At 63.7% G+C, this 24,584-nt stretch carries 22 protein-coding genes and 1 tRNA gene; 18 read left to right on the top strand and 5 right to left on the bottom strand.

The genetic code is table 11. The features are described 5' to 3' along the window. The first annotated feature begins 36 nt into the window (after positions 1-36). From J3R73_RS27800 to J3R73_RS27775, 6 genes are all read left to right on the top strand, one after another. Positions 37-113, top strand: a tRNA-Arg gene (locus tag J3R73_RS27800). Between the two features lie 599 nt (positions 114-712). After that, complete coding sequence (gene ltrA, locus J3R73_RS27795; protein WP_307437198.1) at positions 713-2,032, top strand: group II intron reverse transcriptase/maturase; 1,320 nt, start codon at positions 713-715, stop codon at positions 2,030-2,032. Positions 2,033-2,279: 247 nt separating this feature from the next. Continuing rightward, positions 2,280-3,347, top strand: a complete 1,068-nt coding sequence (locus J3R73_RS27790; RefSeq protein ID WP_307435022.1) for a DUF262 domain-containing protein — start codon at positions 2,280-2,282, stop codon at positions 3,345-3,347. A gap of 128 nt (positions 3,348-3,475) precedes the next feature. Beyond that, positions 3,476-4,431 (top strand): IS630 family transposase gene (locus J3R73_RS27785; protein ID WP_370879838.1). Its coding sequence is split into 2 segments (ribosomal slippage): positions 3,476-3,824 and positions 3,824-4,431, totalling 957 coding nucleotides; the frame shifts between segments, so codons are not numbered across the junction. A 20-nt stretch (positions 4,432-4,451) separates the two neighbouring features. Beyond that, a complete protein-coding gene (locus J3R73_RS27780) occupies positions 4,452-5,330 on the top strand; it encodes a hypothetical protein (RefSeq protein ID WP_307435019.1) in 879 nt (292 codons plus the stop codon). Positions 5,331-5,550: 220 nt separating this feature from the next. Beyond that, a complete protein-coding gene (locus J3R73_RS27775; protein ID WP_307435017.1) occupies positions 5,551-6,477 on the top strand; it encodes a pPIWI-associating nuclease domain-containing protein in 927 nt (308 codons plus the stop codon). 250 nt (positions 6,478-6,727) lie between these two features. On the opposite strand, the gene J3R73_RS27770 is transcribed toward J3R73_RS27775, so the two are convergent. Then, positions 6,728-7,866, bottom strand: a protein-coding gene (locus tag J3R73_RS27770) for an IS3 family transposase (RefSeq protein ID WP_307421818.1) whose coding sequence is annotated in 2 segments (ribosomal slippage) — positions 6,728-7,599 and positions 7,599-7,866 — 1,140 coding nt in all. Because the reading frame shifts where the segments join, the coding sequence is not laid out codon by codon here. Between the two features lie 409 nt (positions 7,867-8,275). After that, the gene (locus tag J3R73_RS27765; RefSeq protein WP_307435014.1) at positions 8,276-9,202 is read right to left on the bottom strand and encodes a LysR family transcriptional regulator; all 927 of its coding nucleotides are present in this window, start codon (positions 9,200-9,202) and stop codon (positions 8,276-8,278) included. A gap of 91 nt (positions 9,203-9,293) precedes the next feature. On the opposite strand from J3R73_RS27765, the gene J3R73_RS27760 reads away from it, so the two are divergent. Beyond that, a complete protein-coding gene (locus J3R73_RS27760; RefSeq protein WP_307435011.1) occupies positions 9,294-10,310 on the top strand; it encodes a zinc-binding dehydrogenase in 1,017 nt (338 codons plus the stop codon). A gap of 94 nt (positions 10,311-10,404) precedes the next feature. On the opposite strand, the gene J3R73_RS27755 is transcribed toward J3R73_RS27760, so the two are convergent. Continuing rightward, positions 10,405-11,304 carry an SMP-30/gluconolactonase/LRE family protein gene (locus J3R73_RS27755; RefSeq protein ID WP_307435009.1) on the bottom strand — a complete coding sequence of 300 codons (900 nt, stop codon included), beginning with the start codon at positions 11,302-11,304 and terminating at the stop codon, positions 10,405-10,407. Between the two features lie 398 nt (positions 11,305-11,702). Further along, positions 11,703-12,653 carry a LysR family transcriptional regulator gene (locus J3R73_RS27750; protein ID WP_307435007.1) on the bottom strand — a complete coding sequence of 317 codons (951 nt, stop codon included), beginning with the start codon at positions 12,651-12,653 and terminating at the stop codon, positions 11,703-11,705. Between the two features lie 92 nt (positions 12,654-12,745). On the opposite strand from J3R73_RS27750, the gene J3R73_RS27745 reads away from it, so the two are divergent. Genes J3R73_RS27745 through J3R73_RS27695 form a run of 11 tightly spaced genes read left to right on the top strand, consistent with a single transcriptional unit; the run spans position 12,746 to position 23,686 of the window. Next, entirely contained in the window at positions 12,746-13,654 is a 909-nt protein-coding gene (locus J3R73_RS27745) for a dioxygenase family protein (RefSeq protein ID WP_307435005.1), read from the top strand. Positions 13,655-13,657: 3 nt separating this feature from the next. After that, a complete protein-coding gene (locus J3R73_RS27740; RefSeq protein ID WP_307435002.1) occupies positions 13,658-14,617 on the top strand; it encodes a VOC family protein in 960 nt (319 codons plus the stop codon). Further along, positions 14,614-15,273, top strand: a complete 660-nt coding sequence (locus J3R73_RS27735) for an alpha/beta hydrolase (RefSeq protein ID WP_307434998.1) — start codon at positions 14,614-14,616, stop codon at positions 15,271-15,273. Before J3R73_RS27740 ends, J3R73_RS27735 begins: the two co-directional genes overlap by 4 nt. Then, positions 15,270-16,334, top strand: a complete 1,065-nt coding sequence (locus tag J3R73_RS27730) for a maleylacetate reductase (protein WP_307434995.1) — start codon at positions 15,270-15,272, stop codon at positions 16,332-16,334. Before J3R73_RS27735 ends, J3R73_RS27730 begins: the two co-directional genes overlap by 4 nt. A gap of 27 nt (positions 16,335-16,361) precedes the next feature. Continuing rightward, positions 16,362-17,636, top strand: a complete 1,275-nt coding sequence (locus J3R73_RS27725; RefSeq protein ID WP_307434990.1) for an ABC transporter substrate-binding protein — start codon at positions 16,362-16,364, stop codon at positions 17,634-17,636. A gap of 58 nt (positions 17,637-17,694) precedes the next feature. After that, positions 17,695-18,411: an ABC transporter ATP-binding protein gene (locus J3R73_RS27720; protein WP_307434987.1), complete on the top strand. Its 717-nt coding sequence runs from the start codon at positions 17,695-17,697 to the stop codon at positions 18,409-18,411. After that, positions 18,408-19,115, top strand: a complete 708-nt coding sequence (locus J3R73_RS27715) for an ABC transporter ATP-binding protein (protein WP_307437735.1) — start codon at positions 18,408-18,410, stop codon at positions 19,113-19,115. The genes J3R73_RS27720 and J3R73_RS27715 overlap by 4 nt, the downstream gene beginning before the upstream one ends. After that, a complete protein-coding gene (locus tag J3R73_RS27710) occupies positions 19,112-19,975 on the top strand; it encodes a branched-chain amino acid ABC transporter permease (RefSeq protein ID WP_307434984.1) in 864 nt (287 codons plus the stop codon). The genes J3R73_RS27715 and J3R73_RS27710 overlap by 4 nt, the downstream gene beginning before the upstream one ends. Positions 19,976-19,982: 7 nt before the next feature. Beyond that, the gene (locus J3R73_RS27705; protein WP_307434981.1) at positions 19,983-21,032 is read left to right on the top strand and encodes a branched-chain amino acid ABC transporter permease; all 1,050 of its coding nucleotides are present in this window, start codon (positions 19,983-19,985) and stop codon (positions 21,030-21,032) included. Then, the gene (locus J3R73_RS27700; protein ID WP_307434978.1) at positions 21,032-22,786 is read left to right on the top strand and encodes an FAD-dependent oxidoreductase; all 1,755 of its coding nucleotides are present in this window, start codon (positions 21,032-21,034) and stop codon (positions 22,784-22,786) included. The genes J3R73_RS27705 and J3R73_RS27700 overlap by 1 nt, the downstream gene beginning before the upstream one ends. A 9-nt stretch (positions 22,787-22,795) precedes the next feature. Next, complete coding sequence (locus J3R73_RS27695) at positions 22,796-23,686, top strand: intradiol ring-cleavage dioxygenase (RefSeq protein ID WP_307434976.1); 891 nt, start codon at positions 22,796-22,798, stop codon at positions 23,684-23,686. Positions 23,687-23,704: 18 nt separating this feature from the next. On the opposite strand, the gene J3R73_RS27690 is transcribed toward J3R73_RS27695, so the two are convergent. Next, positions 23,705-24,466 carry an IclR family transcriptional regulator domain-containing protein gene (locus J3R73_RS27690; protein ID WP_307434973.1) on the bottom strand — a complete coding sequence of 254 codons (762 nt, stop codon included), beginning with the start codon at positions 24,464-24,466 and terminating at the stop codon, positions 23,705-23,707. Positions 24,467-24,584 lie beyond the last annotated feature (118 nt).

The following is a 24,584-nucleotide window of genomic DNA, read 5'->3' as shown; positions in this document are numbered from 1 at the left end:
CGGGAAGCGATTCGATCGGCTAGAAGGACTGCGGAAGCACCCATAGCTCAGCTGGATAGAGCGTTGCCCTCCGAAGGCAAAGGTCGCACGTTCGAATCGTGCTGGGTGCGCCATACCTCACTTTACCACGTCTTGGGTGCTTAGGTCTTGGTCACAGACTGGTCAAACCGAGATTCGCATTTAACGACTCCGTTGATGCCCGCCAAATAAAATGCACTGTCACCGTGTGCGCCCTGTAGGCGTGTTTCTCTAGTGGAGGTAGGTTCCACCCGGATAATAGTCGATAGGTTCGGTAGCTGACGAGCGGCTTGGCAGGGTAATCTGCTGGGTCGGAGCCTCGTGACAAAGGCCGCCTTGGGTGGCTGAGCGATCCGACGGGCCGTAATGTGAGTGAAGCCTGAGCAGGCCTCGAAAGGTGCGATGCGGATGCCGACCCGCCACGGTGATGGGGAAGGCAGTACGGACAGGGAAGCCATCGACACGTGCACCTGTTTGATCCGCCGGGGTATTGGGCACGGCACGCCGGAAGAGAGAGACGGGTCATCAGGGGAGACCCGCTGGTCGAGGATGATACCTCGCGCCGTCGCAGGGCGGTGGACCGAGCGGGAGTCGGAGAGGGGCGTAGTACTGTCGAAACCGGGTAATTGCGGTGGAGGGAAGGCCCCTTGCTTCAGATGCGCTTGTGAAGAAGGTGAGGATAGGGTGATTGGCGATGAGCCTGGCAACACCGGATAAGATCAGGAACCTTCAGAGGAAGCTGTATTGCAAGGCGAAGGCGGAGCCTGCCTTCCGCTTCTATCTGCTCCACGACAAGATTTGTCGCGCGGACATTCTGGCTCATGCGTGGGCGTGTGCCCGTCACAATGGCGGGGCTCCGGGCGTGGATGGAGTGCACTTCGAGGACATTGAGCGGTCGGGGGTGGAGAAATGGCTGGCAGCCTTGCGGGAGGACCTTGCCTCGAAGAGGTATCGGCCCGAGCCGGTGCGGCGGGTGATGATCCCCAAGCCCGGTGGCGGGGAGAGGCCCTTGGGTATTCCCACGATCCGGGACCGGGTGGCCCAGACTGCTGCCAAGCTGGTGCTGGAACCGATCTTTGAGGCAGATCTGGAAGACAATGCCTATGGCTATAGGCCCAAACGAAGCGCGCTCGATGCCATCACGCAGACCCATCGGCTGATCCGACAGGGGTATACGGATGTCGTCGACGCCGATCTGTCGAAATACTTCGACACGATCCCGCATGCGGAGCTCCTCAAATCGGTGGCTCGCCGTATCGTTGACCGGCATGTTCTGCATCTGATCAAGATGTGGCTTCGTGCTCCGGTCGAGGAGCGGGATGGTGGTGGTATCCGGCGCATGAGTGGCGGCAAGAGCAACAAGCGAGGCACGCCGCAAGGCGGCGTTGTCAGCCCGTTGCTTGCCAACCTCTATATGAACCGGTTCCTGAAGTATTGGCGGAGGCAAGGATGCAGTCGGGCGTTCCGTGCGCATCTGGTCAACTATGCCGATGACTTCGTCATCCTCAGCCGCGGGCATGCGCCTGAGGCTCTCGCGTGGACGAGGGCAGTGATGATCAGGCTTGGGCTGAGCATCAACGAGGCGAAAACCTCGGTGAAGGATGCCGGCGCGGACAGCTTCGACTTCCTCGGCTACACGTTTGGTCCGAAGTTCCGGAAACGGGATGGCCAGAGGTATTCGGGCGCAAGTCCCTCCAGAAAGAGCGTGAAACGGATCAAGACCAAGATCGGTGACCTTCTGGTGCCAGGCAACAAGGGAGCATGGCCAGACGTGCGCGACAGGCTGAACGGTCTTCTGACTGGCTGGTCGGCGTATTTTGGCTATGGCACCCGGGCTGCGGCCTATCGGGCCATCGATCGGCACATCTGTGATCGCGTCAGACGCTTCCTCGCCAAGCGGCACAAGGAAGGTGGACGAGGAACGCGGCCCTTCCCCTGGAGAGAAATCTTCGGGACACTCGGGGTCAAGCAACTCACCACGACGCCGAAGGCAACCGCCGTGAGCCTGCAATGAAGTCTGTCGGAAAGCCGGATGCGGGAAATCCGCACGTCCGGTTTGATGAGCGGGGAAGGGAAACGGGGCGTTGCCGAACGGCACAAGCTACCGCGCCCTTCCTCGACTCTACGATTCGAGTGCCGCGATCCCGAGACCGGTGCAATCTGGGCGGGGAGGAGCGGTCCGCCTGGCTCGATGCAGAAGCCTCTGAAAAGGGGTAAGAGAAAGGAGGAATGCCGAATTGAGTAAAGTGGCAGGGGCGAGCATGTTACCGCTGGAAAAGCTGATATCGAGTTTCCGCGAAGCGCAGTCAAAGCTAGTTGTGCAAACCGCAGACCTGCCTTTAGCGACGCTCGCGCAAATGGTGGAAGACAATGCAATCGATCTGCAACCAGGATTCCAGCGACGTGAGCGATGGTCCCCAGATAAGCAGTCAGCGTTGATTGAGTCGTTTCTGCTAAACGTTCCTGTCCCGCCGGTCTATCTCGCTGAAGAGCTATCAGGCACCTATACCGCAATCGACGGAAAGCAACGCCTGCGCGCGATTTCCGATTTCATCTTCGGTAGGTTGACCCTTCGCAATTTGGAACGGTTGACGGAAGCTCAGGGCTTGAAATTTGACGATTTGCCTAGTGAAATTACAAATTCGTTCCGGCTCCGCCCGTATTTACGCGTTGTAACTCTGCTGAAGCAAACCGACCCGATGCTGAAATATGAGGTCTTTCTTAGGCTCAATCGCGGTGGTGAAGCGCTTAACGCCCAGGAGATCCGAAACGTGGCCTTTAGAGGCCCACTTAACGATCGGATTTACACGCTCTCCGAGAATCAATTCTTGCGCCAGCGGCTCAAAATCGATGGACATAAGTCGGCAGCCTATCGCGAGATGGACGACGCTGAATACGTGCTTCGATTTCTCACGCTTTCCGAGCGCATTGCCATCTTCAGCGGCAGCCTTGTGAAGGAAATGGATGAATACATGCGGCGTCACCAGCTCGATAGTGGGCTGAAAGTCGAGAATCTCGCCGCGACTTTCAATCAAGCCATGGATCGGTGTCAGGCAATTTGGGGGGATTACGCTTTCCGTCGGCCTGAAGGGCAGGGCTGGCGCGATCAAACCCTCGCCGGCATGTACGACGCCCAAATGATATCTGCGTCTCAAATCTCACAGCAGGTAGCCGACAAAGCTGCCAATCATCAAGCCGCTGTTCAGGGCCAGACGCGCGCGCTGTTTGATGAGGCTGAGTTCGATAAGTCTGTCCGTACCGGCACTAACACACCGGCTCGCATTCGTTATCGTGTCAATCGCATGAAAAGGCTGCTCGAAGCGATCTAGCCATGGCGCAGTTTCGGCGGGAATTCTTCAGCACGCTAGAGCGGAATTTGTCTGAGTGGAATCGGAAGGGATTCCACTGGATGGCTTAGTGTGATTCATAGGTTTCCGGGCTATTCCGGAGATGAAGCATGACGAAGCGTGGTGAAGCCTATTCGCAGGATTTGCGAGATCGTGTGCTTGGGGCGCTGGATAGCGGGATGTCGGCGAGCACAATCGCACCAATCTTCAGGGTGAGTGTGTCCTACATCTACAAGGCGGCCGCGCGGCGGCGCGCGACGGGGGAGGTCAGTGCCCGCCCCCAGCGCAATCATGTTCCGCTCAAGCTTGCCAAGCATGAAGAGGTTCTGCGGGCCAAGGTCGCGGCTGATCCGGATGCGCGTGTCGCGGATCTGCGGGCCTGGGCGGAGGAAGAATTGGGGGTCAGCATCAGCCATGCCCCGATGTGGCATATGCTCAAGCGGCTTGGGCTGACATATAAAAAAAGACGATCCACGCCAGCGAGCAAAAACGCCCCGATGTCGCGGCCGCTCGCCGCAAATGGCACAGCAACCAAATCTGGCTGAGGCCCTCGCGTCTGGTCTTCATTGACGAGACCTGGGCCTCGACCGCGATGGCGCGCCACTACGGCAGGTGCAAGCGCGGACAGCGCCTGATCGACTACGTGCCGCATGGCCATTGGAAAACCACGACCTTCATTGGCGCTCTGCGCAGCGGGGGATTGACAGCTCCCTGCGTGCTCGACGGCCCAGTCAACGGCGATTGCTTCAAGGCCTATGTCGCGCAGATCCTCGTTCCCACCCTCAATTACGGCGATATCGTCATCATGGACAATCTGAGCAGCCACAAAGTCCCGGGTGTGCGCCAAGCCATCGAGGCCGCAGGGGCGGAACTGCTTTACTTGCCCGCCTACTCCCCCGATCTCAATCCGATCGAGAACCTCTTCGCAAAGCTCAAAGCTCTCCTGCGCGCGGCTGCAACCCGATCCATCCACGATCTCTGGGACGAAATCGCCAAAACTCTCCCGCGCTTCTCCCCGTCCGAATGCAGAAATTACTTCTCTAATGCTGGATATTCTACAGTCTGAACAATTTCGCTCTAGAGCAGATGCTCAAGGTCAGCGGAGAGCCGCTGCTCCAAGACCGGTTGCCGCTTACAGACCCGGCCAACCTGAGTGCACGTGTCCTCAGGCTCGGACTCGCAGTGACCGCATTTGCAATGCTCGAGAAGTACGTGGGTTCGGTCTTCGACCACTTGGTGGAGAAGGATGTCGGTGCCGCCCACCTCGGTTTCGCGGCATTGCCGGACGGCATCCGCGATTTCATCGTGGTCGACTCGACTATCGGCATGAATAACCGCCTCTCGTTCCTCCGCGGTGCGCCTGACCGTATCAATTACGTGACGCAGACGCTCGAACTCGTTGTGAAGTATAAAGACGCTCCACCCTCTTACACTGCCCTTGGCTTCAGTCCGAAAGGTTCGAACGTTGGTCACGATGATATCAAACAGGCTTTTGGAACATTCGGAGTGAAAGACCCCTGGAGCAAGATGAACAGTCTTGCCGCCGCATTTGGTGGAGCTGCCCTTAGTCTACAAGAGAACTACAAGAACTTAGCAGGTACACGGCATAAGGCTGCTCATGATCCTGTCTCCAGCATCCCTGTTGCCGACCTCCAATCAAACATCCGTTCTGCCATTGTGATAGGTATCTGCTGTGACGTGTTGGCGAAGAACGCTGGCGCTGCGATCAAGGCATGTCAGGACAAGAAGAACCTTGAGAAAGATGTAGCGACATATTCTCGCGATACGCGCTTCCTCGATGAACAAGCGGACGGCTCCTGGCTCGAGCGCCCTTTTACAGTACGCAAGGGAACCAAACTTTATCCCAACCGTGCTATCGGAATTGCTGGGGCGGTGGCTCGGGCCGCAAAACCATTTGTCATAGTGCGAGATAGAACAGGGCAACCGATCGAATTGGCTGGATAAAAAACCAAATCGGCCCGAAGGGGCAGCCGCGCGAACCACTCCGCAAACCCATGGCGGCCTGCGAAATCGAATCCAAACTAGGCGATCGATCGACTACGACTCTTTTTCAGCCTATTGTACTCTCACCCCGCAAGCACTGTGAACTATTACCAAATACCCTTGAACTGACGCCACAGCATCCCCAGCTAGACGAACGGTGGTCAAGTAAGTGGAGGGATTCATGGTTCGGAGGGTAACCCCTGCAGAGTACAACGCTATGGTTAGGCGGCAAAACCAAGAAATCGACCGCGTAAACCGTGCCAATAAGGCCGCCTACGAAAAGTGGGTGCGTGACACGAACAGAGAGATCGACAGGATCAACCAGCACAACAAGCGCTTGGTCGATAACCACAATCGCGAGGTTCGCCAGTACAACCAGAAGCGCCAAGCGGCCATCGGCAAATACAATCAGGCGGTGCGCACTCACAACGCCCAGGTCGAGCGGGACCGGCAGCGCCGCCTCTCAGCGCTCCGCGCGCTGACCACATCGCGCTATGCAGACGTCAGAGACTCTTCCTTCGACTTGAGCGCGAGGTATGATCGAGTTGAGGCTATAGGCTCTGCGAATACCGACATCCTGGCGGCCGCCAAGCGAGAAAGCAGCAACAGCGCTGCCGTCGCATACGCCTTGAACGCCGACACCGAAGCGCCGACTGAAAGCGCACAGGATACTGGCATCCTCGACTATCTTACCGACCTCTCCCAAGATCTTTGCGACCGGTGGAAAGGGGCGCTCTTCGCGCTCAATCCGGCCAATACGGATGCTGCTCGCCACTTCTGCACAAGCGTGCGCGAGATTTTCACCGAGATTCTGGACCGGTGGGCCGACGACAAGGATGTCATCGCGGCTGATCCAAGCTACGAGAAGACACCCAACGGTACCCCCTCACGAAAAGCGAAGGTCAGATACCTGTTGAAGCAGAAGGGCGCGGATTCGCCTGAGATGCTCGGCTTCGTTGAAAAAGACATCGACGACATACTTCAGCTTTTCCCAGTTTTCAACAAAGCCACACACGGAGCGGCGGGGACGCTCACCTTCGCCAGCCTGAAAGCTCTTAGGCAGCGCGTAGAGGGCGGCATCATGTTTCTGGCCACCATAGCCTCATAGCGGGGCCGGCCGAGATCTGCGGGCGGGCAAGTCACTCTCGCATGTCCGCTTCGACCAATTGTGTTCCATTAACGAACGGGCGGCTTTCGGCTCAACATCTGCCGAGATCGCCCGCGAGTTTTTGGTATTAGAACCCAAATGGCGGCGGTGAGCGTTCAGCGGCATTCGCAAAGAATTACACAGCACAAAAGAGTTGGCTCGGTTTGTTTGGACAGCTTAGCCCTGCCGGATAAGTGGATTTCAGCCCGTATTATGCCGCGGCCGGGATTGGGGTTGGCTGGCTGAAGTAGGCCTGATCGGGTGTCTTCCGGTCAAGGCTCGAATGGGGTCTGCGGGTATTGTAGAAAATCAAATATCGGCCGATCGAGGCGCGGGCCTGGGACACCGTGTCGTAGGCGTGGAGATAGACTTCCTCGTATTTCACCGACCTCCAAATTCTCTCGACGAAGACATTGTCGCGCCAGGCGCCCCTGCCATCCATGCTGATCTTGATGTCGTTCTTGATCAGCAAGCCGGTGAAGGCCTCGCTGGTGAACTGGCTGCCTTGATCGGTATTGAAGATTTCCGGCTTGCCATAACGCACCAGAGCCTCCTCGACCGCCTCGATACAGAAGTCCGCCTCCATGCTGATCGAGAGCCGCCAGGACAGCACGCGGCGGCTGAACCAATCCACCACGGCTGCCAGATAGACAAAGCCACGCCGCATCGGGATGTAGGTGATGTCCATCGCCCAGACCTGATTGGGCTTGGTCACCGGCAGTTCGCGCAGGAGATAGGGATAGATCTTGTGTCCCGGCGCTGGTTTCGAGGTGTTCGGTCGCCGGTAGATTGCCTCTATCCCCATGCGCTTCATCAGCGTGGCGACGTGCAACCGTCCGGCTTGGTGCCCATCGGCAGCCAAAAGACCTTGCAGCATGCGAGAACCGGCGAAGGGATGCTCAAGGTGCAGCTCGTCGATCTGCCGCATCAGGGTAAGGTCGGCGGGCGGCACAGGACGGGGCAGATAGTAGACGCTGCTTCGCGCCAGTCCCAAAGCCTTGGCTTGGCGAGTGATCGGAAGTTCGTGCGTGCGGTCGATCATTTTCTTGCGCTCAGAAGGCCGGCCTTGGTGAGCGCTCCTTCTAAAAAATCATTCTCAAGCGTCAACTCCCCGATCTTGGCATGGAGGGTTTTGACATCAACCCCGGACGAAGCTGGCACGGCCGTGCCACCCGCACCGAATACCCCGGTTGCCCCTTCAAGAAGCTGTGTCTTCCACTGACTGATCTGGTTGGTGTGGACATCAAACTGCTGAGCTAACTCATTCAGCGTCTTCTCGCCCTTGATCGCCGCCAAGGCTACTTTCGCCTTGAAAGCCGGGCCATGGTTCCGGCGTGCTCGTCTCGTCATCGTCGCTCCTGTTCTTGGCATCCTATGCCAGGTTCAGGGCCAAATTCCACTTATCGGTCCTGTCCGTTTTTCCCGAGCCAGCTCTCAAACAATGACATAAGAGTGCCCAGTTTTATCCTCTCCGGCGCGCCATCTCCCCGATTTCCCTGCACAGCACTCTGAAACCGCCGAAGCCACGACAGCGCGGAGAGTGGGAGATGCTCTCTTCGGAAGAGAGTAGAAGCGGCGGCGTATGGCGGCGGAGAGTTCGGGTGGTCGCCATCCACGCCTAACGATGGTCCAGTCGAGTGTACTGGCTCGGAATAACGGTGACACTGCACAGGAATAACGGTGACACTGCACAAATAAACACCATCTGCCGCATCGGAACCGGCTTCAGGCCCATCACATAAATGCACCGCTTCTCGTCCTACGTCTCGTCCCAGGCATGCGCCATCGCATCCGTCAGGAACTCGATCAGCACGCGCACCCGTTTCGGCAGCTGCCTGCGCGAGGGGTAGACGAGCTGGATCGCCAGGCCGGGCGCATCCTGTCCTTTCAGGATCTGCGTCAGCAATCCCTGCCCGACCGCCTGCTCGGCATAGAAGGCCGGCGTCTGCGCGATGCCGATCCCGGTGATCGCGGCGTCGATCATCGCATCGCCATTGGTGAAGCTCGCCACCGCGTGGCGGGTGTCGATGGCGATATCCTGGTCGCCGACGACGTAGAGCATCGGTTTCGACCGTCCCGTCGGCGGCATCAGCGCGATCAGCCGGTGCGACAGCAGCTCTTCCGGCGAGGCCGGCTCGCCGTAACGCTCCAGGCATCGGGGGCAGACATAGGTGCCCATCGGCGCCCGGCCCAGCGGCTTCACCACCAGGTCGGAATCTGCGAGGTCCCCGATGCGCAGGGCGAGATCCACCCCCTCGGCGACCAGATTGACGCGGTGATCGTTCATCCGGACCTCGACCGAAAGCTTCGGAAAGCGATCCAGAAAGGCGGCGAGATGCGGAATGAACAGCGCCCGCCCGAAGGTCGTCGGCATGTCGATCCGCACCAGGCCGCTGAGCTCGGCCGGATCGCCGCTGACGGCACTCTGCATGTCGTCGAGCTCGGAGATCCAGCGGCTCGCCCGCTGGTAGAACAGCGAACCTTCCTCCGTCAGGCTGACGCTGCGCGTCGTGCGGTGGAAGAGCCGGGCGCCGAGCCGCAGCTCAAGCTGCCGGATCGCCTTCGATACGGCCGAGGGCGCCTGCCCCAGCGATTCCGCCGCGCGGATGAAACTCGATGTCTCCGCGACGCGCACGAATTCCTCGACCCCTGCAATCCGCTGTGTCAGCCGGTCATTATTGCTCATGAGGAAACAGTATCATATTTCTGACGATCTTTGCGGCGTGACGAAGCACCAATAAAATGCGGCTTCCGACAACGCAGAAGCAGAGTGTCCCATGATGAGAGCCGTCATTGCCGTCGAACAGGGGACGCCCGACGTTCTCAAGCTGGTCGAACGCCCGATACCCGAGCCCGCGGCCGGCGAGATCAGGGTCAGGATCATCGCCTCCAGCCTCAATCCGATCGACGTCAAGGTGCGCAAGGCGGCCCTGCCGATGACGCCGGGGACGTTTCCGGCCGTGCTGCACAGCGATTTCGCCGGCATCGTCGATGCGCTCGGCCCGGGCGTCGCCAAATTCGCCGTCGGCGACGAGGTCTTCGGCTTTGCCGGCGGCTTCAAGGGGCCGGCCGGCGATGTGCCGGGCGCGCTTGCCGAATATGCCGTCTATGATGCCGCGCTGGTTGCCCGCAAACCCGCAAATCTCGATTTCCGCGCCGCGTCCGCCCTGCCGCTGACGGCAGCGACCGCCTGGAAGGCGCTGTTCGACAAGGCGAGCGTCACGCCCGCCAGCAAGGTCTTCATATCGGGCGGCGCCGGCGGCGTCGGCTATATGGCGGTGCAAATGGCGGCCGCGGCGGGCGCCTATGTCGTCGCCGGCACCCGGTCCGAGGAGAGCGCCGCGCTGGCGCTCGGCGCCGGGGCCTGCGCCAGCGTCGATCTTTCGGTCGAGACCGCGGCGGATGTGATCGGCAAGCATACAGGGGGCCGCGGCTTCGACGTCATTTTCGACACCGTCGGCGGCGCGGCGCTCGACGCGGCCTTCCAGATGGTCCGGCCGACCGGCGATGTGGTCACCGTCGTCGGCGCCGCATCCCACAACCTCGCCCCGCTCTATCTCAGGGGCGGCAATCTGCACATGGTCCTGGTCCTGCTGCCGATCATGAAGGGCATCGGCATCGAGCGGCATGGCGAGATCCTCGAGATCGTCGCGGCGATGGCCGAGGAGGGCCGATTGAAGCCGCGCCTCGACCCCGAGCGCTTCACCCTCGCACAGGCAGCCGACGCGCACCGCAAATACGAGGCGGGCGCGGCCAAGGGCAAGCTCGTGATCGACGTCGCGCAGCAGGCCTGACGGGGGTCCCGGACGTCCTTTCGGCGGTGCCGGCCCGCATAGGAGGGGGCCGGCCAAGCCGCTTTCAAGTCGGCTCGGCTGGGTCATAGGGCGTCTACGGGTTGGGGACCTCGTAGACTTTCCCGTGCCATGGCGCTTTGTCGATTTGGTCGAGCGCCATGACGTAAATCACCTTCTCCTCCGGCCCGAAGGCGAGATTTGGCATCGAGACCGAGGGGACTGCTATCGTGCGCAGCAGCTTGGCGTCCCCGTCCACCACGATGATCTTTCCGGGCGCGTCGAGCGAGCGCGGGCTTTGGCCGATATAGAGTTCACCCTTCGCATCGATCTTCACGCCGTCGGGCCAGATATGCGGCGCATTCGGGAAGAGGTCGTCGAGGCGCAGGAAAACGCGGCGGTTCGACAGGGTCCCGTCCGGCTTGATATCGAACTCGATCAGGCGGTTGTCCTCCGTCTCGATCAGGTAGAGCAGCTTGCCGTCGTTGGACACTGCAAGTCCGTTGGCGTTGTGCAAATTGTCCGCGACCTTGGTTACCTTGCCATCCCCAGTGAGATAATACGCCGAAGCATCGATCGCCGGTCCTTCATGGCCGGAACCGGTGAAATAGATGCCGCCTTTCCTGTCCGGCGCGAAATCATTCGGCCCGATGAAGGGGTTGCCGTCGCTGTCCTTGTCGTAGGGCGGCAGCGTCTTGCCGTCGGCCGAGATGTGGCCGATCATGTTGGAATCATAGCATGTCACCAGGAACTCGCCAGACGCGGTCGGCACCACCGCCGAAGGGCCACAGCCATCCTGGCGCCAGAACACCTCGTTTTTGTTGCCGTCCCAGGTCATGACGGTATTTCGGCCATACTCGACATAGAAGAGCTTGCCGTCGTGCCAGATCGGTCCTTCGGGAAAGTAGGCGTCGGGATTGACCACCTTGACGTCGGCGGCGAAAGCCGGTGCGGTCAATACCGCCGCCAGGGCATACGCAAGAATGACTGATTTCATGAAAGTCCCTCTTCAAATCAGGCCTGCCCAAAGAGCGCAGCCAAGGCTTCGCTCCCCGTCCAGGAGATGGATGGCTTGATGGATGGTGAATGCCTGCTGTTTTCAGGCCGTGTGGTTGGGATTTCGCCGGCCACGCGCCCGGATCGGGAAACGGGTAAACCCGGTGAGTGAAGACGGTTTTGCGTCGGCCGGAAACGATCGCATGCGACACATTGCGGTAATAATGCGACAGTTTTTTACTTGACGCGAAACCTGCGGCGATCGTGCGGTGGTCTACTTCGCAATCCCAGTGATGATCGCCGAACAGCAGAAGCAGATGATCGGCATGCAACTTTACGCCGCCTCGAGGGAGCGGTCAGGCCCACCCGCCCGCCCGCGAAATTCCTGCCACGCCCGCTCTATCGTCCCCAGACGACGGCGTTCTCGTGGCGCTTGATGATGTGTTTCAGGTTCTCGAAGGCGGTGGTGACGTGGCCGGCGAAGCGTTCCGCGGCCGGGGAGCGCGGGGCGCCGACGCGGCGTAGGATGCCCAGGGATCGGTTCGGCTGCGGGATCTCATAGGGGAGCACGGTGACGCGGTTCTCCTTGCGCTGCGCGAAGACGACGGAGAAGGGGAGCACGGCCAGCGCGTCGGTTTCGACCAGATAGTTGATGACGCCCATCAGCGAGCTGCCCGAATAGCGGATGTTCAGGTCCGACATGCCGATGCTCATCAGGATCATCTGGAGATCCGACATCAGCGGCGAGCCGGGGAGCGGCGCCACCCAGGGAAAGCGGGTCAGGTCGCGCCCGACCAGACGGCGGTTCCGCAGCAGGGGATGGTCGGGCCGGCACGCCACGATGTTGCGGCCGGGCAGGATCTCGGTGAATTCGAAGCCGGGCCCGAGGCCGAGCACGCCGATCGGCACGATGCCGAGGTCGATCTGGTTGCCTTCGAGCGCCGCGACCATTTCAGGCAGGTTCAGATAGCTCTGCTGGATGGTCACTTCGGGCTCCAGGTTCTGGAACTCGCCGATCATCCGGCTGATCATCGCATCCATGAAGAACGGCACGCCTCCGACGCGCACGATGCCCTTGGTGCCCTTCATGAAGCCCTGCACGGCGTCGGACGCCTTGCGGGAGGCGGTGATGATCGTGCGGCCCTCCGCCGCCAGCTGGGCGCCGAGCGGGGTTGCCTGCAGCGGCCGGCGGCCCTTCAGGAAAAGCGGCTCGCCGATGCGCGCCTCCAGCATGGCGAGCGATCGGCTGACCGCCGGCTGGGTCAGGCCCAGCATGGCGGCGCCCTCCGATACGCCGCCGGAGTCCAGCACGGCGGCGAGCTGCATGAGGTGGCGCTCGTTCAGCTTCATAGCAAAATGCTATACAAGCGCGCCCACAACTCATCAAGCCCGGCGTCGGAGCGTGCTACCTCTGTCGGCAAGGGGAGGGAGGCCCCGGCGGAATGCACGGCCAGCATGACGGTGCGCGGGGGGATCCGATCCCGGAGGCGATCTCGGCGCAGGCGGAGGAGTTTTCCCGGCGCCTGACGGCAGCAGGCCCGTCGCGCCTGGCAGCCGCCGCGCGGGCGAGCGTCGACGGGCTGCACGCGCTCGTCGCGCAATTGCGCCCCTCCGTCGAGGAGTTCCGGCTCGCGATCGATTTCCTGACCGAGGTCGGCCACTACGCCGATGCGCGGCGGCAGGAATGGGTGCTGTTCGCCGACGTGCTCGGCGTTTCCTCGCTGATCGAGGACCTGAACAGCCCGCGTCCCGCCGGCGCGACGCCGAACACGCTGGCGGGTCCGTTCTATCGGTCCGACGTGCCGGACACGCCGCTCGGCGCCGATATCTCGCGCGACCATAAGGGCGAGCCGCTGGACGTCGAAGGGCGGATCGTCGGCCTCGACGGGGCCGGGATCGGCGGCGCCACGGTCGAGGTGTGGCAGGCCAATTCCGAGGGGCTCTATGAGAACCAGGAGCCGGACCGACAGCCCGAATTCAATCTGCGCGGACGCTTCCGTGCCGATCCGCAGGGGCGGTTCGGCTTCGTGACGGTGAAGCCGAAGGGCTACACGCTGCCTTCCGACGGTCCGGTCGGCCGGTTGATGTCGGCACTGGGCCTTGGTCTTGAACGCCCCGCCCATATCCATTTCCGCGTTTCGGCGGACGGTTTCGAGACGCTGACCACCCACATCTTCGATCGCTCGGATGCGGCGATCGGCCGGGATGCGATTTTCGGGGTCAAACCCGAACTCATGGCCGAGTTTCGCGCGCTGCCGCCGCTGGGAGGAAAGCGGAAATATGCGCTCGATCTCGATCTCGTGCTCTGCCCCTCGCCGGCAGAGCGGACCGGAACGTCTGGGAGGAGATGACCAATGGCCCGAATCAGCGGCTACCACCATCTGACGATGTCGACCGACAGCGCTCAGGAGGACTTCGATTTCTACACCAAGGCGCTCGGCCTGCATTCGGTCAAGCGCACCGTCCTGTTCGACGGCGTGATCCCCGTCTACCACCTCTATTATGGCTCGCCCGGCGGCGACGCCTCGACGATCATCACGACGTTTCCGTTCCGCAAACCGGCCGTCTATGGCCGCCGGGGCACGAACCAGTCGCGCACCATCATGCAGTCGATTCCCAAGGGCGCGGCCGAGTTCTGGGTCGACCGGCTGAATGCGCGCGGCATCGAAGCCGCCCGGATCACCCGTTTTGGCGCCGACCGCGCGGCGTTCCTGCATCCATGCGGCATTGCGCATGAGCTGGTCGAAAGCGACAGCGATTCGCGCGAGCCGATCACCAATGCGGCGCAGGGTATCGGCAGGGAGCACGGCATCAAGGGGATCTACGGCGCCGTCGTCGCGGTGATGGACCGCACCGCCATGGACGACTTCCTGACCGTCGCGCTGCCGCTCACGAAGGAGGCCGACAACCATGAGGGCCTGGTGTTCCGCGTTCCCGATGCGGGCGGCGTCGACCAGCGCGTCGAGGTGATCGTCGACCGCGACAGCGCGCAAGGCACCTGGACGCTGGCCGGCGGCACGATCCACCATCTCGCCCTCAACACCGGCGACGAAGAGAACCAGCTCAAGCTGCGCGCCCATATCGAGGGTCTGGGCTTCACGGACATTTCCGAGCAGAAGGACCGCAACTACTTCAAGTCCTGCTATGTCCGCTCGCCGGGCGGCGCGCTGTTCGAGCTTGCCTGGACCACGCCGGAAGGCTGGGCCAAGGACGAGCCGCCCGGCGCGATCGGCAAGACGCTGGTGTTCCCACCCTGGTTCAAGGATCGCGAGGACGAACTGCGCGCCGGCCTCGAGGAGGCGGAATTCGCATGAATTCGGGCAGCGGTCCGCTCCGGCTGGGGTCGAGGGGTTCGGAGGCGAAGGCGATCTGCGTCTTCGTCCACGGCCGCGGCCAATCGCCGGAAGAGATGCAGTCCCATGTGCTGGTGCGGGTCCGCGCGCCGGCGGTGGCCTTCGTCCTGCCGCGCGCCCCGCTCGGTGCGTGGTGGGCGGCGCGCGCCATCGACCCGCTGACCGCGGTCGCCCGCGCGCAGCTCTCCGATGCGCTCGATCATCTGTCCGCCGCGCTCGCCGCAGTCCGGTCCGAACTGCCGGGCCTGCCGCTGGTGCTGGCCGGCTTCTCGCAAGGGGCCTGCCTGTCGATCGAATATCTCTGCGCCGGTCTGCCGCGGCCCGAGGCGCTGGTGGCCTTTACCGGCAGCCGGGTCGGCGTTGCCGCGGATGGCCGGCCGGAAGCCGCGCCCGCCGGCGTGCCGGTCTATCTGACCGGCGGCGACGCCGATCCGTGGATCCCGGTTTCGGCCTTCGCCGATGCGGCGCAGTCGCTCGGCAGGAACGGCGCGCGGCTCCGGGCCGATCTGTTCCCCGGCCGGGGCCACGAGGTCTCGGACGCCGAGATCGCCATGCTGGATTCGATCCTGGCCGACCTGGCGGCGGGCCGCCCTGCGCGCATGGAGGCAGCACGATGATGCAGAGCTTCATCTTTCCGGGCCTGACGACACGGGTGGTGTTCGGCTCCGGTACGACGGCCCGGGCCGGGGACGAAGTCCGGCGGCTCGGCCATGACAAGGTGCTGGTGCTCTCGACGCCGCATCAGCAGGCCGATGCGGAAAGGCTGGCGGCAACGCTCGGCGAGCTCTCCGCCGGAATTTTTGCCGGCGCGGTGATGCACACGCCGCTCGACGTAACGCAGAAGGCGGTCGATGCCTTCCGAAGCAGCGGCGCGACCGCGGTCGTCAGCCTCGGCGGCGGCTCGACGACGGGGCTCGGCAAGGCCATTGCCGTCCGCACGGGCGCGGACCAGGTGGTGATCCCGACGACCTATGCCGGCTCGGAGATGACCGATATTCTCGGCGAGACGGCGGCGGGCGAGAAGACGACGCGTCGCTCGCCGGACATCCGCCCGGAGACGGTGATCTATGATGTCGACCTGACGCTCAGCCTGCCGGTCGGGCTCACGGTCACCTCGGCGATGAACGCGATCGCCCATGCGATGGAGGCGTTCTACGCGCCGGACCGCAACCCGGTGATCGTGCTGATGTGCAAGGACGCTCTTGCCGCCTTTCACAAGGGCATTCCGGCCTTGATCGCGGATCCGCATGACCGGACGGCGCGGGCCGAGGCGCTCTATGCGGCGTGGTGCTGCTCGGCGGCGCTCGGCAGCGTCCAGATGGCGCTGCATCACAAGCTCGCCCATGTCTTCGGCGGCTCGTTCGATACGCCGCATGCCGAGACGCACGCCATCCTGCTGCCCTACACCACCGCCTTCAACGAGCAGGCGGTGCCCGATCTGCTGGCGCCGATCGCCGACGCCTTCGGCGGCGGCACGGCCGGCGGCGGGATCTGGGATTTCGCCCGCAGCGTCGGCTCGCCGCTCAGCCTCCGGGCCATCGGCATCCAAGAGGCCGATCTCGATCGCGCAACGGCGATCGCCGTCAAGAATGCCTATGCGAATCCGAGGCCGATCGACCCGGGATCGCTACGGGAACTCCTCCAGGCGGCGTGGGAGGGACGTCGCCCGGGGGCCTGAGAACAAAACAAGAGGGAGGAGAAAAACATGATTACCAGACGGACTCTGCTGAAAGCCTCGGCGGCGACCGGCTTCACGATCGCCGCTTCGGGGCTTGCCGCTCCGGCCATCGCGCGGGGCGCCAGGATCAAGCTCGGCTATGTCTCGCCGCAGACCGGCCCGCTCGCGGGCTTCGCCGAGAGCGACGCCTATAACATCAAGGCGTTCCTGGCCTCCGAGGCCGGCAAGAATTTCGATGTCATCGTCAAGGACAGCCAGTCCAACCCGAACCGGGCGGCCGAAGTGGCGAAGAGCCTGATCGTCGACGACGAGATCCATCTGATGCTCGTCGGCTCGACGCCGGAAAACACCAATCCGGTCGCCACCACCTGCGAGGCGGAAGGCGTTCCGGTCATCTCGACCACGGCGCCCTGGCAGCCCTGGTTCATCGGCCAGCAGGGCAATCCGGGCGATCCGGCCAGCTGGAAGCCGTTCAACTTCGCCTTCCACTATTTCTGGGGCCTCGAGGACATCATCGCCGTCTATACCGGCATGTGGAAGCAGCTCGACACCAACGGCAAGGTGGGCGGGCTCTTCCCCAACGATGCCGACGGCAATGCCTGGGGCGATCCGAAGAACGGCCTCAGGCCCGGCTTCGACAAGGCCGGCTTCAGCCTCACCGATCCCGGTCGCTACCAGAACCTCTCGGACGATTTCACCGCGCAGGTGAACGCGTTCAAGGCGGCGAATGCCGAGATCGTCACCGGCGTGGTGATCCCGCCCGACTTCACCACCTTCTGGAACCAGGCCCGCCAGCAGGGCTTCAAGCCGAAGGCCGTGACGGTCGCAAAAGCCATCCTGTTCCCGCAATCGGTCGAGACGCTGGGCGAGGCGGGCCACAACCTCTCGTCCGAGGTCTGGTGGTCTTCCTCGCATCCGTTCAAGTCGTCGCTGACCGGCCAGAGCTCCGCCGAGCTCGCAGCCGATTTCGAGGCGAAGACCAAGCGTCCCTGGACGCAGCCGATCGGGTTCTCCCATTCGCTGTTCGAAGTGGCGGCGAATGTCATGGCGCGCGTTTCCGACCCGAGCAGCGCGGACGCGATCGCCGCGGCCATTGCCGCCACCGACATGGCGACGGTCGTCGGCAAGGTGGCGTGGAACGGGGCGGGCGTGCCGCCCTTCGCGGCGAAGAACGTCTGCAAGACGCCGCTGGTCGGCGGCCAGTGGCGGAAGAAGACGGGCGGCGGCTTCGATCTGGTGATCGTCGAAAACGCCGCCGCGTCGCAAATCCCGACCGCCGGCAAGATGGAAGCCCTGGTCTGAGGCTCCTCGGGGGCGGTGTTCGCCGCCGCCCCCGCTACCCGTCCCGAGAATGGCAACGATGATCCTGAAGCTCGAAAACGTCTCGAAATCCTTCGGCGCCTTGAAGGTCGCCGATGGCGTGACCTTCGCGGTCCCGCGCGGCGAGGCGCTCGGCATCATCGGGCCGAACGGGGCCGGCAAGTCGACGCTGTTCAACCTGATCACCGGCAATGTGCTGGCCAATGCGGGGCGCATCGAATTCCTCGATCGCGACGTGACGCGCGCCCCCGCGATGGAACGGGTGCGCATGGGCGTCGGACGCTCGTTCCAGATCCCGCAGCCCTTCGAGGGGCTGACCGTGTTCGAGAACCTGCTCACCGCCGCCGCGTTCGGCCGCGGGGGGCGCGAGGCCGCCATGGTCGACGACTGCGCGCGCATCCTCGAGGAAACCGAATTGTTGAAGAAAGCCAATCTCGTGGCCGGATCGCTCAGCCTGCTCGACCGCAAACGGCTGGAACTCGCCCGCGCGATGGCGACCGGGCCGGAGCTTCTGCTGCTCGATGAAATCGCCGGCGGGCTGACCGAGGGCGAATGCAAGGCGCTGGTCGCGACGATCCGGGCGATCCATGCGCGGGGCACGACGATCATCTGGATCGAGCATGTGCTGCACGCGCTGAATTCCGTGGTCGAGCGGCTGCTGGTGCTGAACTTCGGGCGCGTGATCGGCATCGGCGCGCCGGCCGCGATCATGGCCTCGAAGGATGTCCGCGAAATCTATCTGGGGCTCGAGGTCTGATGCTGCTCGAAACCCGCAATCTCACCGCCAGTTACGGCCAGTTCCGCGCTTTGTTCGGCGTCGATGTCGGCATCGCCGCAGGCGAATGCATTGCAATCATCGGTGCCAACGGTGCCGGAAAATCCACCCTGATGCGCTCGATCACCGGCGTTCTGCGCAACGAGCCCGGCATGGTGCTGCACCGGGGCGAGGCGATCGGCGCGCGCTCCTCGGCCGAGGTGATGAAGCGCGGCATCGCCATGGTACCCGAGGGCCGCAGGCTGTTTGCCTCGCTCACCGTGGAGGAAAACCTTCTGATCGGCGGCCAGATGCGCAAGGTCCCGGGTCCGTGGGATCTCGGCGCCGTCTACGACCTGTTTCCGATCCTGCGCGAGCGGCGCAAGAACCCGGGCACGGCGCTTTCCGGCGGCCAGCAGCAGATGGTGGCGATCGGCCGGGCGCTGATGTCGAATCCCGAACTGCTGCTCTGCGACGAGATCAGCCTCGGCCTGGCGCCGGTGGTGATCCGCGACATCTATGCGGCCTTGCCGAAGGTCCGCGCCGCCGGAGCCGCGATCGTCGTGGTCGAACAGGATATCGGCAAGGCGCTCGCCGTCGCCGACCGCGTCTACTGCATGATGGAGGGCCGCGTCACGCTGGTCGCCGGTGCGGCCGAGGTCACACGCGAGCAGATCCATGCCGCCTATTTCGGGGAGGCGGCATGATCTGGATCGATACCCTGGTACAGGGCATTCTGCTCGGCGGTCTCTATGCGCTGTTCGCGGCGGGTCTCAGCCTCGTCTTCGGCATCATGCGGCTGGTCAACCTCGCCCATGGCGACCTGATCGTGTTCGCCGCCTATCTGGTGCTGATGGGCGTCACGCTGCTCGGCCTGTCGCCCTGGATCGCGGTGCTGATCGCCATGCCGGTGATGTTTTGCCTCGGCTGGCTTTTGCAGACGATCGTGCTGAACCGGGTGCTCGGCAAGGATATCCTGCCGCCGCTCCTCGTCACCTTCGGCCTGTCGGTCGCCCTGCAGAACGGACTGCTGGAGGCGTTCTCCGCCGATAGCCGCCGCATCCCGGCCGGCGCGCTGGAAGGGGCTTCGCTCGATTTCGGCCTCGTCACGGTGGGCGTCATGCCGCTCCTGACCTTCGCTTCGGCGGTTGCCGCGATCCTCGCGCTGAACGGGCTCTTCTATCACACCGCACTCGGCCGGGCGCTCCGCGCCACCTCCGACGACCCCGTGACGGCAGGCTTGATGGGGATCGAGCCGAAGCGGATCTTCGCCATCGCCACGGGGATCGCGATGGTCGTGGTGACGATCGCGGCGCTCTATCTCGGCATGCGCGCGAATTTCGATCCGTCGATCGGGCCGGCGCGGCTGATCTATGCCTTCGAGGCGGTGATCATCGGCGGCCTCGGCAGCCTGTGGGGGACGCTCGCCGGCGGGATCATCATCGGCGTGGCGCAGACCTTCGGCGCCGCGGTGAATCCCGAATGGCAGATCCTCGCCGGCCACGTCGCCTTCCTGGTGGTGATGCTTCTGAAACCGCGGGGCCTGTTCCCGCGCGCGGTGGATTGAGGGCGGCATGTACAAGCTCACCACCCGCACCCGCGCCGGCACCGCCACAGCGATCGCCATGCTCGTCCTGGTCCTGGCCGCTCTCGCTTTGCCGGCCGTGGCGCCGCGCGGCGTCATCCAGGATCTGTTCTTCATCCTGACCATGCTGACCCTGGCGCAGCTGTGGAACCTGCTCGCCGGTTATGGCGGCCTCGTCTCGGTCGGCCAGCAGGCCTTTGTCGGCATCGGTGCCTATGCGATGTTCGCCGGGGTCATCCTGCTCGGCTGGAACCCGGTCTGGGCGATCCTGCTCGGCGGCCTTGCCGGGCTGTTGCTGGCCATTCCGACCGCTTACTTCGCCTTCCGCCTGCAGGGTGCCTATTTCGCCATCGGAACCTGGGTGATCGCCGAGGTGACGCGTCTGTCGATCGCGCAGTGGAAGACGCTCGGCGGCGGTACCGGCACCTCGCTGCCGCGCGAGGCGACGAGCCATATCCTGGGAACGGACGCCATCCGCGCGCTGTTCGGGGTCCGCGATGCGGCCGCGCGCGACATTCTCGCCTATTGGCTGGCGCTGATCCTCGTCGTTGTCGTCACGGGCGGCATTTACGGGCTGCTGCGCAGCCGGCTCGGCCTGGCGCTGGCGGCGGTGCGCGACAACATCGATGCGGCGCGCTCCGTCGGGGTCGATGCCGGGCGGCTCAAATGGGCGGTGTTCCTGATAGCGGCGGCCGCCACCGGCCTGAGCGGCGCGCTGATCTTTATGCAGACGGCGCGCATCTCGCCGGATGCCGCCTTCGCCGTCACCGACTGGACGGCCTACGTCATCTTCATCGTCGTCATCGGCGGCATCGGCACCATCGAAGGTCCCATCCTCGGCGTGCTCGTCTTCTTCGCGCTGCGCTCGGCGCTGGCCGATTACGGCAGTTGGTACCTGATGACGCTCGGCGTGCTCGCCATCGCCGTCATGCTGTTCGCGCCCAAGGGACTGTGGGGGCTGATCTCGTCCCGCAGCGGGCTGCATCTGTTCCCGGTCCGCCGCAGGCTGACCGGTCCGAAGATCGAGGGAGGACTCTGATGGCCGATATGGAAACCGACGTGCTGATCGTCGGAACGGGCCCGGCTGGCTCGGCGACGGCGGCGCTGCTGTCGAGCTGCGGCGTCGCCAATATGGTGATCAACCGCTATCGGTGGCTGTCGAATACGCCGCGCGCCCACATCACCAACCAGCGCACCATGGAAGTGTTGCGCGACCTCGGGACGGATGTCGAAGCCGAGGCTTCGATGCACGCTTCCCCGCAGGAATTGATGGGCGAGAACGTGTTCTGCGAGAGCCTGGCCGGCGAGGAGATCGGCCGGATGAAGAGCTGGGGCACGCACCCGCTCTCCAAGGCGGAGCACCTGCTGTCCTCGCCCACCTTCATGAACGATCTGCCGCAGACCTTCATGGAGCCGATCCTGTTCAAGACGGCCTGCTCGCGCGGCACGCAGGCGCGGATGAGCACCGAATATGTAAGCCATGTCCAGGATGCGGACGGCGTCACCACCACCTGCCGCGACCGGCTGACGGGCAAGGCGTTCACCGTCCGGTCGACGTTCCTGGTCGGCGCCGATGGCGGCAACTCGCTGGTCGCCGAACATCTCGGCCTGCCCTTCGAAGGCAGGATGGGCGTGGGCGGATCGATGAACATCCTGTTCCGGGCCGACCTCTCCAAATATGTCGCCCACCGCCCGAGCGTTCTCTACTGGGTGATGCAGCCCGGCGCCGATGTCGGCGGCATCGGCATGGGGCTCGTCCGCATGGTGCGGCCCTGGAACGAATGGCTGATCGTCTGGGGCTACGACATCAACCAGCCGCCGCCCGTGGTGACGCCGGAACTCGCCACCGAGGTCGCACGCCAGCTGGTCGGCGATCCCGAACTCGAGATCGAGCTGCTCGGCGCCAACACCTGGACGGTGAACAACTGCTTCGCGACAGAGATGTCGAAGGGCCGGGTCTTCATCATGGGCGACGCCGCGCACCGGCATCCGCCCTCCAATGGTCTCGGCTCGAACACATCGATCCAGGATGGGTTCAACCTCGCCTGGAAGCTCGCCAAGGTCGTCAAGGGGCAAGCCGGGCTCGGACTGCTCGACAGCTACTCGACCGAGCGTGCGCCGATCGCGCGCCAGATCGTGACGCGCGCCAACCAGTCGATCGGCGAATTCGGTCCGATCTTCGAAGCGCTCGGCATGGATGGCGGCGTCGACCACGAGAAGATCCAGCGCAACATGGAGGCGCGCTGCGACGCGACCCCGGCCGCCGAAGCGCAGCGCGAGGCGCTCCGAAAGGCGATCGCCTTCAAGAAATACGAGTTCGACGCCCATGGCGTCGAGATGAACCAGCGCTACAAGTCGGACGCCGTCGTGACCGACGGACAGGCGGAGCCGGCCTTCGAAAGGGACAGCGAGCTGCATTACGCCCCCACGACCTGGCCGGGCGCGAGGCTGCCGCATGTTTGGGTCTTCGAGCGGTCGGGCAAGAAGATCTCGACGCTCGACCTCTGCGGCCATGGCGAGTTCACGCTGCTGACCGGCATCGGCGGCGAGGCATGGGTCGCGGCTGCCGAGGCTGTCGGCGCGGAACTCGGCCTGCCGATCCGCACGCACCTCATCGGCCCCCGCCGGCCGATCGAGGACCATAGCGGCGACTGGGCGCGGGCAAGCGAGATCCGCGACGCCGGCTGCCTGCTGGTCCGCCCCGACCATCACGTCGCCTGGCGCTCGGAGGCGCTTTCCGCCGAGCCGGCGGCCGAACTGCGCCGCGTCCTCAAATCCATTCTCGCACGCTGAGGCAAGGCCATGAGCAACGAGCACGAATATGGCTACTTCACCGAGGAAAACTCGGCCGAGGTCGTTGTCGCGCGCAACAAGAACGCCGGGGACGAACGGCTCAAACAGGTGATGGAGGTCATCACCCGCAAGCTGCACGAGGCGGTCAAGGAGATCGAGCCGACCCAGGAGGAATGGTTCGCTGCGATCATGTTCCTGACCGAGACGGGGCAGATGTGCAACGAATGGCGCCAGGAATACATCCTGCTGTCGGACATCCTCGGCGTCTCGATGCTGGTGGACGCCATCAATAATCGCAAGCCGTCCGGCGCCTCGGAATCGACGGTGCTCGGGCCGTTCCATGTCGACGACGCGCCCGAATTGCCGATGGGCGCCGACATCTGCCTCGACCGGAAGGGCGAGCCGATGTTCGTGCATGGCCGCATCCTCGACACGGAGGGCCATCCGATCGCCGGCGCCAAGATCGATGTCTGGCAGGCGAATGACGAGGGGTTCTACGACGTGCAGCAGAAGGGCCTCCAGCCCGATTTCAACCTCCGCGGCGTGTTCCGGACCGGCGAGGACGGGCGCTATTGGTTCCGCGGCGTGAAGCCCAAATATTACCCGATCCCCGATGACGGCCCGGTCGGCAAGCTGCTCGGCGCGCTCGGCCGCCACCCCAATCGGCCGGCGCATCTGCACTACATCATTTCGGCCGACGGTTTCGACGCTCTGACCACGCACATCTTCGATCCCGACGATCCCTACATCAATTCGGATGCGGTCTTCGGCGTGAAGAAGAGCCTGCTCGCGGAGTTCCGCAAGGTCGAGGACGCCGAGGCTGCTGCGGCGGTCGATGTCGAGGCGCCGTTCTACGACGTCGCGTTCGATTTCGTGCTGTCGCATGCCAAGCCGAAGTGAGGCGTCGTGGGCCGCCCTTCAGCGCAGGATCTCCCGCATCCGGTTCTGGACGTCCTGAAGGGCGGGAAGATAGCGCTCGACGAGCGCGCCGACGGGCTCGCCCCGCGCCGGCAGGCCGAGATTGACGGCGGCGACCGTGACCCGCCGTGCCGTCATCAGCGGAACCGCAATGGAGCGGAGGCCGATCTCGACCTCCTGGTCGATGACGGCGTAGCCGTCGGACCGGACGCGATCCAGCGCGGCCAGGACGGCTGCCGGCTCGGTCAGCGTGTATTCGGTGCGGCGGGGCAGGGCGGCCGCGCCCAGCCGCTCGCGCGCTTCGGCCTCGGGCAGGGCGGCGAGCAATACCCGGCCCATCGAGGTGCAATAGGCCGGAAGGCGGGAGCCGGGCATCAGCGTGATCGTCATCACCCTGCGCTGCGCGGCCCGGGCGACATAGACGATCTCGGTGCCGTCGAGGATCGAGACCGAGGAGCTTTCTCCGATCGCATCGGACAATTGGTCGAGCAGCGGCTGGACGAGTTGCGGCAGGGGCATGGTCGCCAGGCATGCCGTGCCCAGCCGCAGGACGCGCGGCGTCAGGGTGAAGAACTTCCCGTCATAATCGGCATAGCCCAGATGGGCGAGCGTCAGCAGGCAGCGCCGCGCCGTCGCGCGATCGAGGCCGGAGGCGGCTGCGACCTCGGAAATGGACTGGCGCGAATGGTCGAGGCTGAAGGTCTCGATGACGGAGAGGCCCTTGGCAAGACCGCTCATGAAATCGCGTTCGATCACAGCCATGTCGGGTCCCACCGGTGATTTGAGCGATATACGCACAAATGGATGATATCGCACAAATTAGATGGACGGAAGAACAGGTGGCGGACTATTTCTGGGTCGCCCAGGTGTTCGCGCCGGG

The sequence above is a fragment of the Labrys monachus genome (assembly GCF_030814655.1).
GTDB classification, from domain to species: domain Bacteria; phylum Pseudomonadota; class Alphaproteobacteria; order Rhizobiales; family Labraceae; genus Labrys; species Labrys monacha.
This window is presented reverse-complemented; position numbering and strand designations above follow the sequence as displayed.